Source organism: Deferrisoma palaeochoriense (assembly GCF_054656955.1).
Genome location: NZ_BAAHXI010000011.1, coordinates 59,605 through 70,541 on the forward strand (window position 1 = coordinate 59,605; position 10,937 = coordinate 70,541).

General features: G+C 70.4%; 9 protein-coding genes. All 9 read right to left on the reverse strand.

Translation table 11 applies throughout. The features are described from left to right. Positions 1-8 precede the first annotated feature (8 nt). Positions 9-1,718, reverse strand: coding sequence for an aldehyde ferredoxin oxidoreductase C-terminal domain-containing protein (locus ACYQ8L_RS05015; protein ID WP_459940675.1), 1,710 nt, complete (start codon positions 1,716-1,718; stop codon positions 9-11). 25 nt (positions 1,719-1,743) lie between these two features. Next, entirely contained in the window at positions 1,744-3,420 is a 1,677-nt protein-coding gene (locus tag ACYQ8L_RS05020; RefSeq protein WP_459940676.1) for an ABC transporter ATP-binding protein, read from the reverse strand. After that, the gene (locus ACYQ8L_RS05025) at positions 3,414-4,385 is read right to left on the reverse strand and encodes a peptidase U32 family protein (RefSeq protein WP_459940677.1); all 972 of its coding nucleotides are present in this window, start codon (positions 4,383-4,385) and stop codon (positions 3,414-3,416) included. The genes ACYQ8L_RS05020 and ACYQ8L_RS05025 overlap by 7 nt, the downstream gene beginning before the upstream one ends. After that, on the reverse strand, positions 4,382-5,188 hold the full coding sequence (locus tag ACYQ8L_RS05030) for a hypothetical protein (protein ID WP_459940678.1): 807 nt from the start codon (positions 5,186-5,188) through the stop codon (positions 4,382-4,384). Before ACYQ8L_RS05030 ends, ACYQ8L_RS05025 begins: the two co-directional genes overlap by 4 nt. A gap of 125 nt (positions 5,189-5,313) precedes the next feature. Next, positions 5,314-6,321: a hypothetical protein gene (locus ACYQ8L_RS05035; protein WP_459940679.1), complete on the reverse strand. Its 1,008-nt coding sequence runs from the start codon at positions 6,319-6,321 to the stop codon at positions 5,314-5,316. A gap of 54 nt (positions 6,322-6,375) precedes the next feature. Continuing rightward, on the reverse strand, positions 6,376-6,711 hold the full coding sequence (gene qhpC, locus ACYQ8L_RS05040) for a quinohemoprotein amine dehydrogenase subunit gamma (RefSeq protein ID WP_459940680.1): 336 nt from the start codon (positions 6,709-6,711) through the stop codon (positions 6,376-6,378). A gap of 60 nt (positions 6,712-6,771) precedes the next feature. Continuing rightward, positions 6,772-8,160 (reverse strand): radical SAM protein, encoded by a 1,389-nt coding sequence (locus tag ACYQ8L_RS05045; protein ID WP_459940681.1) that lies wholly within the window; start codon positions 8,158-8,160, stop codon positions 6,772-6,774. Beyond that, entirely contained in the window at positions 8,157-9,719 is a 1,563-nt protein-coding gene (peaA, locus tag ACYQ8L_RS05050; RefSeq protein WP_459940682.1) for a quinohemoprotein amine dehydrogenase subunit alpha, read from the reverse strand. The genes ACYQ8L_RS05045 and peaA overlap by 4 nt, the downstream gene beginning before the upstream one ends. Before the next feature lie 33 nt (positions 9,720-9,752). Next, a complete protein-coding gene (locus tag ACYQ8L_RS05055; RefSeq protein ID WP_459940683.1) occupies positions 9,753-10,604 on the reverse strand; it encodes a SphA family protein in 852 nt (283 codons plus the stop codon). Positions 10,605-10,937: the final 333 nt, after the last annotated feature.

A 10,937-nucleotide genomic window follows, 5' to 3' on the forward strand; every position in this document is an offset into this window, starting at 1 on the left:
GATCCCGGTCACCCCGAAAACACCCGGTCCAGGTCGTCGTCGGCAACGTCCCAGAGGTACCCGTGGGGCGGCAGCGGTTCCCGGGCGAAAAACCCGGGGAGGCGGTCGTCTTCCGGCCCGAACCCGGCCCGACGGTTGAACTCCTTCTCGGTCAGGCACACCCGGCGGCCGAGCCCGATCAGGGAGCTCCCCGGGAGGTCCCGGCCCCATCTGGCGACCACGGCCTCGGCCAGGGCGGCCTGGAGGTCTTCGCTCTCCACCACGGGAAGCGACGCGAACAGGCAAAGGCCCAGGGTGTCCACGGCCGCGAAATAGCACTGCACGAACTCGGACACCTGCCACTGGCCTTCCGGCTTCGACGGATCGTAGTCCGGGTTCGCCGGGCTCGGGAGCACGTTGCCCGCGGTGTGGTCGGCCCCCATCGGGCTCGTGGCGTAGGTGACTCCGGTCCCCTTGAGGCACCGGGGGTCGTAGGCGGCCATGGCCTGCCCCTTTACGGCGGGCACCCGGGAGACCCCGAGTTCCCGGCCGGTGGCCACGCTGCCGGCGGCCAGGAGCAGGCCCAGCCGGCCGTCCTCGGGGATGGACCTCAGGGCCTCCAGCAGGGCCGCGCCGTCCCCCCACGCCAGGGCCCCGGCCTCCATGGCCACCGCGGCCGCCGCCCCGATCTCCATGGTGTCGAGCCCCAGGTCGTCGCAGGCCCGGTCGATGCGGGCGATGGCGTCCGGGTCGTCGATGGCGCAGTTGCTCCCCACCATGCCCAGGGTCTCGTACTCGAACCCCGAGGTGATGACCTCGCCGTCCTCGGCCGTGTACACCTGGGAGCAGTGGATCACGCACCCGGCCATGCACCGGTGCCGGGTGCTGGCGTTCGGCCGGCGCCCCATGATCCCGGCCAGGGCTTCCCCCGCGATCCGGCCGGCGCCTTCGAACCGGCCGGACGAGTAGTTACGGGTGGGCAACCCCCCGAGTTCGTTGATCAACCCCACGAGCATGGAGGTTCCCAGGGCCTGGAGTCCGCCCACCATGGGGTGGGCCGCGATGCCCTCGGCCAAGGCCTTTGCTGCCGCCCGGAACCGCTCGGGCTCGGCCGGCGAGACCCCGGGCCCCCCGGCGTCGTCCACCACTATGGCCTTCACCCCCTTGGTCCCCAACACCGCGCCGAGGCCCCCGCGGGCCGCCGTGCGCAAGAACCCGTCCGGCGTCGTGACGCAGACGGCGGAGGCCCGGCACCCCTTCTCCCCGGCGGGCCCCACGAGGGCGAAGGCGCACCCGGGGAAGCGCTCCCCAAGGCGCCCGGCCGTCTCGTACGCCCCCCGGCCCCAGAGATCCCCGGCGGGCCCGAACTCCACCCCCCCGGCGCGGATCGCGACCACCGTGGGGGACGACGCGGCGCCCTCGAGCACCACGGCGGCCACCCCCAGGCGCGCCAGTTTCTGGGCCAGCGCGCCGCCCGCGTTGGACTCCTTTATGGTGCCCGTGAGGGGGCTCTTGGCCCCCACCGAGAGCCGGCCGTTGTTGGGCACCGCCGTCCCGGCCAGGAGACCGGGCGCCAGCACGAGCCGGTTTTCGGGGCCCAGGGGGTCTGCGTCGGCCGGTACCTCGGCGGCCACCACGGCCGAGGTGAGGCCCCGGCCCCCGAGGCCCCGGTACGCGTCCGGCAGGTCCTGCCAGGAAGACCGCCGGTTCGTGAGATCGATGCGAAGAATGCGGGCCATGGATCACCTCCTCGATCGGAAGGGGTCAGGGAGCGCGTCCGGCCGCCGGGCAGCCCAGCTCGGCGGGCCAGAGGGTTCCGTCCCGGAGGACCAACCGCCGGTCGAAGGCCCGGGACCCGGACCAACGGTGGGCGATGACCAGGAAGGCGCGGTCGGGAAACGAGCGCCAGAGGTTTTCCACGATTCGCGCCTCGGTGGCCGGATCCAGGGCGCAAAACGCCTCGTCCAGCACGAACACCCGGGGGGCCCGCAGGATCAGGCGCGCCAACCCGATGCGCTGCCGCTGGCCGTCGGAAAGGGCGAGGCCCCGGCCCCCGATCACCGTCCGGTAGCCCTCGGGCAAAGACAGGATGAACTCGTGGGCCAGGGCGAGCCGGGCGGCGGCCAGCACGGCCTCGTCGGACACGCCGGGGTTCCCGTAGCGCAGGTTCTCCTCCACGGTCGCGTGGAGGAGAAACGGCTCGGCGCCGGCGTACCCGAGGAACCGGCGGAGGTCCTCCGAAGAAAGGTCCCAGGGGTTCACCCCCCCCACCTCCACCCGACCCCGCGTCGGGCGCCGGAGCCCGAAGGCCAGTTGCACCAGGGTGGATTTCCCGGCCCCGGATCCCCCAAACACGGCCACCTTCTCCCCGGCCGCCACCCGGAGATGGAGACCCCGGAGCACGGGCGCCTTGCCCGGGTACGAGAACCACACGTCCTCGAACCGGATCTCGGCCTCCCCGGGCTTCCGGGCACTGGCTCGGGGCCCTTCGTCCCGGTCCAGCACCTCCGCCACGCGGCTCAGGCTGACCCGGGCCTCCTGGAGAGTTCGCACCAGCCCCAGGAGCCCCTGGGCCGGGCCGTACAGCCTGCCCTGGTAAAGGACGAACGCCACGAACGTCCCCAGGCCGATGTCCCCGGCCTCCAGGAGCCGGCCCCCCAGCAGATAGATCCACGCCAGGCTCCACGTGAGCACCAGGCCCGGCACCCCCGCGGCGGCCGCGTCCACCCCCTGGAACCGCAACACCCGGCCCACCAGTACCCGGTTCAGCCGGTCGAACTCGGCCCGCTCCTCCGGTTGGGTGGCGTGGAACCGCACCACCCGAAGCCCCGACAGGCGCTCGGAGAGGAAATGGGACAGGTCCGCCATGGCCTGCCGGATGCCCCGGGCCATGGCTTCCACCGGCCCCCGGAACGCCGCGGCGGCCCCGAGGGCCACGGCCACCCCGGCGAAACTCCACGCGGCCAGGGCCGGCTGGAGCCGCACCAGGATTCCCGCCGCCACGGCCAGGAACAGGAGGTTCCGGACCCCGCCCAGGAGCCCGTCCACGAGGAGGGCCTGGATCTGGGGAACATCGCCCCCGAACCGGGACATCAGGTCCCCGTGCCGGAACCGCTCCAGGTGCTCCAGGGGGCCGTCGAGGCACCGGTCGAACAGCCGCTGCCGGATCTCCACCAGCACCCGGGCCGACACCTGGGCGTGCACCAGGCGAAGGGCGAGCCCCAGGGCGAGGTCCAGGACGGCCAGTCCGGCCAGGGCCGCCGCCACCCAGGGCACCACCGAGAAGTCCCGGCGCTCGGCCACCGCGTCCACGAAGGCCTTTCCCACCAGCGGGGTGGAGAGCGAGATCCCGGAACCCAAAAGGCCCAGGAGAAACAGGAGGGCCAGGGACCCGGCCTTTCCCCGAAGGTGTCCCCAAAACGGGGCCAGAGCCCTCAACACGCCGCCGCCTCCGCCCCCGCCGGGGCCCAGACCTGGGGGTAGTAGCACAGGTGGGCGCCGTCGCAGAGGCTCCGCCCGCCGCGGCGGGCCACCACCGCCTCCCGGATCTCGGTAGGCCCGGCGCCGGCGTCGGCCAGGCGAACGGCCAGCGCCGCCAGTTCCACCGAGGCGCGCTTTCGGGGAAGGGAGGCCTCGCGCCCCACCACCTTGAGGCTCCCGATCCCGATCGCCCGGAACCGGGGGAGGGCGCACAGGCCACAAGGTCCCAGGGGGTATCCCCGGTTCGTCCGGCACCCGCAGTTGTTGAGGGTCCACTTCCAGAACTCGTACGCCTCCAACGCGCCCGGCCCCACCCCCTCGGTCCCCGGCCCGTCCGCCAGGCAGAACGGCCCCAGGCGGTGGGTGGTGGCGCACAGGCCCTCCTCGAACACGCACCCGTCGTTTAGGACGAACACCTCCAGGTCCACCCCGGCCGCGGCGATCTCCCCGATCTCATCCAGGGTCAGGTGCCGGGGCAGCACGACCCGGGCCACCCCCAGGTCGCGGTAGAACGCAGCGGCACCCGGGTTCGTGCAGGTGGCCAGGCTGGAGACGTGCACGCGGGAACCGAGGCCTTCCCCCACGAGGGCCAGGAGCAGCTCGATCTCGGCCACGATGAGGCCGGCGACGCCCACGTGCTCCAGGAGGTGCCGGCCGAACCCCACCAACGGGGCCACCGCCTCCTCCGGGTAGTGGGGCGCGTTCAGCGTGACGAACACCGGCCGGTGTCCGGCCCTGCGGACGACCTCGGCCAGGGCCGCCTCGTCCCTGAGGCCGGCGGCCCGGGGATCCCGCCGGTGGACCCAGTCCCCCCCGTACCGCCCGGCCCAAAACGCCGGGGTGAGGCCGCAGTAGAACTCGTCGGCCCCCGCCTCGCACAGCCAGGGCACCTCTTCCGGGTCGCGCACGGGGGCGAGGATCTTCATGGCATCGGCCTCGGGTGGATCACGACCCGGTCGGCCCGGGCGAGGTAGGCTCGGGCCCCCTCGGGGGAAACCCGTTGGAACACGGTGTTCCCGGCCCTCCACAGGGCCTGGGTGGTGTCCCCCCGAACGACCCTGCGCGGCCCCCCCCGGCAGGGCCGGGGGCAGGGGGCTCCCAGGCACCGGGACAGTTCGCCCCGGCCGAGGGCCTCCCCCTTCAGGAGGCAGTTCCGGCCGCTCGTGACGAAGGCGAAGGGCAGGTGCACGGCTCGGCCGAGGCCGTCCCCCCCCTGGCCCAGATATTCCCCTCCGAGGTCCACGTCGGTCTCCAGGGCGCCCACCCCCTCCCGGGCCAGGAACCGCCGAAGCCTCGCGCTCCCGGTGCCCCGGCTCGCGCCGGGGGACGCCCGGGGATCCCGGAGTCCCCGGTTGAACAGCCGGCCGGCCCGGGCGGGGTGCTCCGGGAACCGCCGCCGCAGCAGCCGAAACACCCCCCAGTCGTTGAACACCACGGCGGGGCGAAGGCCCCGCGCCTCCAGGGTTCGGAGCAGGTCTTCCACCGCCCGAAGGCCGCCGGCCGTCACCACGGGGGTGAGAAGCACGGGTTCGAGCCCCCGGGCTGAGGCGGCCCGGTAGAGTTCCTCGGCCTCGCGCGGCCCGGGCAGGGCCTGCTCGCAGAACTCGGCGCCGAAATAGAGGGCGGCCCACCGGCCCCCGGGCAGCCTGCCGGCCCATTCGGGGTCGTCCGAAATCTGGGGGTCTTCTGGCACGGCCTCGGGCCGGTCCACGCGCAACGCGTACTCCAAAGAATCTTCCTTTCCCCGCGTCCGGGGCTGGGCAGGTTCTCTCCGGGGCCGAACGCCCCCCGGGTGAAACCCCGGAGGGGGACCCCGCCCCGGAGGAGAAGGACGGGGTCCCACGGGTTGGGTCTTCAGAAGGTCACCCGCCGGATGTCCATGCCGTCGGAGGCCATCTGGAGCACCTTGAGGGGCCGCAGGGTTTTCGCGTCGTACACCGTGAGCGTGGACCCGCCGGCTCCGATGTACACTTTGCTGCCGTCGCTCGACACGTTGATCCCGTAGCAGGTGCCCTCGTGGTTCACCGTGATGGACTCGTAGGTGTTGGTTTCGAGATCGATCACGTTGAGTTCGTCCATCACCCCGTAAGCCTTCTTCTTGTCGGGGGAGTAGATCACCGAGTAGGCGAACACGGGGATGCCCTTGAGCGGCGTATCCCGGATCTCCCCGGTCTTCTTGTCGATCGCCAGGAGCCCCATGAGTTCCGGGGTGTAGTAGTTGGCCATGAACACCCCCCCGTTCTCCCACGCGTAGTTCCAGAACGGGAGGAAGTTCATCTGCTTTTCGTACATCGGGTAGGTCTCCACGAGCTTCATCTCGTCCCCCGAGACGTCGATCTTGTAGAGATCCTTCCCGATCACGTACACCATGCGGCCGTCGCGCACCGTGGTGAGGGTGGCGGCGTCCCAGGGCAACTCCAGGGTCCGGAGCACCTTGCCCGTGGCCAGGTCGATCTGGGAGAGCTGGGGCGGAGCCACGACCACCTCCCCCCCCTTCGTGGTCCGGGCGCGGATCGACGCGTAGGCCGTCTTCCCATCGGGGGCCACGTCGAACCCGTAGATGAACCGGTCCCACCCGTCCCCGCTTACGTCCAAGGTCTGGACGACCTTGTTCGCCTTCAGGTCCACCTTGTGGATCAGGCGGCGCTTGGCCGTGACATAAAGGTAGGTTTTGTCCGGAGAAAGCGCAGATTCCCGCAGCCATCCCTCGGCCGGGATGTCGGCCACGATCTCATCGGTGTCGCCGTCGATGACCTGGATCACACCGTAGCCGAGGTAGTAGAAGAAATCCTTCGCCGGAGCGGGGTTCGCCCACACCCCGGTCGCCAAGACGAACATGGCCGAGACCGCTACCCATCTCATGACATCTCTCCTTTTCGAGATGAAACAAACCGTTCCGAGACCACAACGCTTGGCTCAATCGTACTGGAGCTTGCGCCAGTCGCGGGCCACGTTGGGGCACTGCTTGTCGAAGTCCGGATGGTTCGTGAGCCCGTCGGGCACCTGCGCGGGCCACCAGCAGTCGCCGGCGCACCCGTGGAAATCCCGAGCGGACGATTGGCAGTTACCGATCGGGTAGGTGGGCCTCGGGTTCGTCTCCCACCCGGTGTCGAACACCGTGGTGCACCCGGCGGGCATGCCCGGGGGCCCCTCCTGGAGGGCCCGCGCCGTGGCCTTCTCCCCCTCGGCCAGTGCCTCGATGGCCTTGGCCTTTTCGTTGAGCGCTTTCAAGACCGACTTTTTGTCCTTCATCCCGCACTCCTTTCGTCTCCTTGGCCGCCCGCAGGGGCGGCGTGGGCGTTTCAAGGCGTTTCAGCAGCGCGCCCGGATCCCGATGCGCCCGAGGAGATCCTCGCGGCCCGACGTGATCAACCTCGCGTAGACCCCGATTCCGAGCTCGATCCACCGGCGCACGAACCGGCAGGTGCCTCCCGGCGGCAGGCCGAGAACGGCCTCCCGGAGGTGGTTTTCGTAGTGGCACCCCCCGCGGCACAGGGCCCGGGCCCAGCAGCGCGAGCATGCCTCCGACCTGGGGGCGGCCATGGCCTCCAGGCACTCCCGAACCCGCTCCGTTTGGGGGCCGGAGCCCAGGTCTCCCACCCGGAACGGTTCCTCGCCCACCAGCCGGTGGCACAGATAGAACCGCCCCTCGGTGTCGAGGGCCAGGTAGCCCAGGCCGGCCCCGCACGGCACGGAGCGGGAAGCACCCACATGGAGGCGGGCGAGGAGATCCAGGAGGTTCGAGAACGGGAGCACCTCGCCCCGGTCGAGCTTCCCGAGGAACCGGTCCGCCAGCACGCCGAACTCCTGGAGCAGCCGGTCCTCCTGTTCCTCCGTGGGCAGGAACGCCCGGGTCACCGGACTGGCCGGGGCGATCCCCACCTCGTGGACGCCGAGCCCGATCAGGTGGTCGAACACCTCCCCGACCCGCCCCCACTGGGAGGGCGGCAGGGTCACCCGGGCCGCCACGGGCGCCCGGGCAGAGCGCAGGAGGCGCTCCAGGCCGCGCCGGGCCGCGGCGTACGACCCGGCTCCCGCCCGGGTGGGCCGGTTGGCGTCGTGGAGGTCCGGGGGGCCGTCGAGGCTCACAGACACGCTGGCCCGGTGGGCGCCGAGGAACTCGGCGACCTCGTCCGTGACGAGGGTGGCGTTGGTGGTGAGGCTGAACCGGACGGTCTTTCCGGCCGCCCGTCCGGCTTGTTCCGCCTCCTCCACCGCAGTCCTCACCGCCGGAAAGTTCATCAGGGGCTCCCCTCCGAAGAGCACGAGGGTCACCTCCTGGTGGGGCCCGGACTCCTCCACCAGATACCGGGCGGCCCGCCGGGCGAGTTCGGGCCGGAGGAGCCGCGGCGAACCGCGGTAGGTTCCCCCTTCGGCGTAGCAGTACCGGCAGGCGAGGTTGCAGTCCTGGGCCACCTCGAGGACCAAGGTGGAAAGAAAGGGCTCCGGCCGAGGCCGCGGCGTCCGGGTCCGGGGTCGCACGGGCACCAGGAGCCGCGCCTGCCGGAACGCCTCGATCACCGGCCGATCCGGTTCCGGAACCTGCTCGGGCACCAGGGGTTCCACGGGCCGCCACCGAGCCAGAACCCCGGCGACCTCCTGTTCCAGGTGGAAAAGGCTCACGTCCTCGACCCCGAACAGAACGAGCCCCCCCTCACTGGGGAACAGCCGGTGATCGGACCAGACGTAGGCGTGGTTCACTTGATCCTCCGGACGAAATCGGGAACGGTCACCGCGAGCCGGGCCTCGGCCCGGTACTCCCGGCCGCCCCGGGCGTACTCGGCCACCACCTTCACCCAGCCCGAGCCCTCGCCGGAGTACTCGCGGGCTGGGATCGGCCGGTAATCCCCGGTGGGCAGATAGGTGCCGTCCGGTTCGATGGCGCCCACCCACGCCAGGTCGTCGTCGCCGGGCCGCGTCACTTCCTCCTCGAGGCGAAAGCGGGCCGGCACCGGCCCAAGGGCCACATCGTCGGAGGCGTCCCACACGTTGCGACCGTTCGAGTAGGCGACGGCCTCGAACTGGACGCCTTCGGGCGGGTAATACGGCCCGCCGTCCAACCGGGCCCGCCCCACCGCCGGGGTGACCGCGATGTAGTCCACCCGGGGCGCCAGCGTCACCGAGCCTCCGTCGAGCCCTTTCACCTTCACCTCGGCCGACCCCAGGGTCGTCCGGTGGCTTACCACCACGGCCTCAATGGCCCCCGGATCCAGGCGCCGCGCCGCAAGCACCTCGACGTCCGGTCCGAACATCACGTCGCGGGCCGTCACCTCGGGCAGATTCATCCCTTCGAGCACCACCCGGGTTTCCTCGTCCGGGAGCAGGTACCCCGGCGTCACCCGGAGCACCCGGGCCTTGCCGTCGTTTCGGTACCAGGTGCTCGTGGAGGTCCGGAAATCCGGGGCGGGGTAGTGATGCTCCCCTTGGATCCGGTCCCCGTCGAGAGTGAAGGCCCCCCGGGTTTCAAACCCGTTGTGGCGCGTCTGGGTACGCAGCGCGTACCCGCCGTACAGGGTTCCCGTGCCCCGGAACGCCTCGGACGTGCCGTCTGAGTACCAGAGCGTCCCCGAGACCGCAGCGTCGCCCCCGCCCTTGCTCTCCCATCGGGCCGTGCCGCGGTAGGGGCCCTTGCCCGGCTCGTAGCCCAGGACGACCCACTCCCCCGAGAGGTCCGCCTTGGGCGCCTTCCACGCCTCGCCGTACGGAAACCGCTCCGCCAGATAGGCCAGCACGGCGTCGGCCTCCTGGATCCAGTGCATCTCGCGCATCTGGAACATGATGGCGGGATCCACATAGAGGTGGAAATCGCGGAGCTTCGCCCAACTCTCCTTGGTCATCCGATAGGAGGCAATCTTCCCGAAGCTGTGGCACCGCACGCAGGTCGCGAAGAGCCGTTCCTCTTCCTTACCGTTGGGCGCCTCCTGGTGCTGCGTGTTGTTGAACAGCCTGAGATACGCGACCTGGGCCTCTTCCGCGGGCCGCAGGATCTGGGTGTCACAGAGCTCCTTGAGGAGCCGGTCCATCTGCCCGGCCGACAGGTCCATCCCGTGGAGGCGGTGCATCCGGTCCACGATCACCGCCCACTCCTCGGGGGTGGTTCGGATCTCCTCCACCCGCGGGATCGTGCCGCCCCGCGGTTCGTGACACTCCGTGCACTTTTCCCAGACCAGGGAGTCCCGGGAGAACGCGCCCGCCGGCCCCGCCCCGGCGCAGATGCACGCGGCCGCCGCCAGCGCCACCCATGTTCGTCGTACGCTCATGTCCCCTTCTCCTTTCTCGCCGTGACACGGCCCTCAGAACGCGTAGGAAAACCGCAGCCAAACATCATCGCCCTTGGTGTCGTTGGCCGCCGAGAGGTCGTGGGTCCAGCGCAGGTTCGCGCCGAAACGCTCGGTGACCTGGTACCCGAGGGTCGGGCCGAACTGGACGCGCTTGGCCTTGGTGTCGTCCACCTCGGTGCCGTCCGCTTCGCCGTTGTCCAGGTCCCAGTACCCGCCACCGTTCACCCCGAGCACGAGCTTGTCCGTCAACTGGTAGGCCAGACTGAGCTCGAGCTCGAACCGCGGCGGGGCCTTCCAGTCGTTGTCCGGTTCCTCGGTGTGGTGGTAGTAGTTCAGGTTCATGTCGAACACCCACTTCCCCAGAAGCTGGTTGAACGCGAGCTGGTGCTCGAAGTACCAGTGGTTCTGGCCCAGATTGATCGTCTGGTCCTTGTCCCACTCCCCCGTTGGCGCGAACGCATAGAACCAGTACGAGACGTAGGTGTTGGTGGTCTCGTTGGTATAGAGGAAGATCCCCGGTCCGAAGATGATGTCCCCGAGCCCCGAAGAATCCTCATCCAGCAGGTCGCTCTCCTCCACCTTTCCGAAGGGCACGATGACCTGGAACGCGGCCGCCACCGGCCCCACGTGGAAGTAGGCGAGGGGCCGTACCACCGCCACGGTGGCCGTCAGGTCGATGTCGGCCGCTTTGTCCCCGTCCGGTCCGGCCAGTTCGTCCGCGTGGTAGTAGTTCAGGTACACGAGACCGTAGTAGCCGTCGGGCGCGATGATGTTGTCGTAGGGGTCGATGAGAACCGCCCCGCCCGGCGCGGCCCACAGGAAAAGGGCCAAAAGGGTGCCGAGAGCCGTGATCGATCTGCGCATGCGTACTCCTCCTTTCGTGGTGAGGGGCCGGCCAACCTGGGCGATACGGTGTTTCAATTTCCATGCCGCCTGCTTCGGAAGGCGCCCCATCGTGGCTTTGCGTGAATCAAGCGATCGGCTACGAGATGCGAATCAATTCCCGTTCTACATCGGGACACGCCGTGTCCCAGGCGTGCGCGCATCCGGGACATAAATGTCCCGCTTTCGGGGCGTACGGAGAGGGGTGGGACACGAGTGTCCCGCTTTCGGTTGGGGTCGCGGTGGGCTCGCCAGGAGGAAACGAAAGGAGCGAAACGCGGGAACCGCTCTGGGGGCTACTAAGACCAACGAAAA

What these genes read in the sequence shown, in the direction of transcription:
- ACYQ8L_RS05015 (WP_459940675.1), bottom strand. Translation starts at nt 1,718, where the DNA reads ATGGCCCGCATTCTTCGCATCGATCTCACGAACCGGCGGTCTTCCTGG.
- ACYQ8L_RS05025 (WP_459940677.1), bottom strand. Translation starts at nt 4,385, where the DNA reads ATGAAGATCCTCGCCCCCGTGCGCGACCCGGAAGAGGTGCCCTGGCTG.
- ACYQ8L_RS05035 (WP_459940679.1), bottom strand. Translation starts at nt 6,321, where the DNA reads ATGAGATGGGTAGCGGTCTCGGCCATGTTCGTCTTGGCGACCGGGGTG.
- qhpC (WP_459940680.1), bottom strand. Translation starts at nt 6,711, where the DNA reads ATGAAGGACAAAAAGTCGGTCTTGAAAGCGCTCAACGAAAAGGCCAAG.
- peaA (WP_459940682.1), bottom strand. Translation starts at nt 9,719, where the DNA reads ATGAGCGTACGACGAACATGGGTGGCGCTGGCGGCGGCCGCGTGCATC.
- ACYQ8L_RS05055 (WP_459940683.1), bottom strand. Translation starts at nt 10,604, where the DNA reads ATGCGCAGATCGATCACGGCTCTCGGCACCCTTTTGGCCCTTTTCCTG.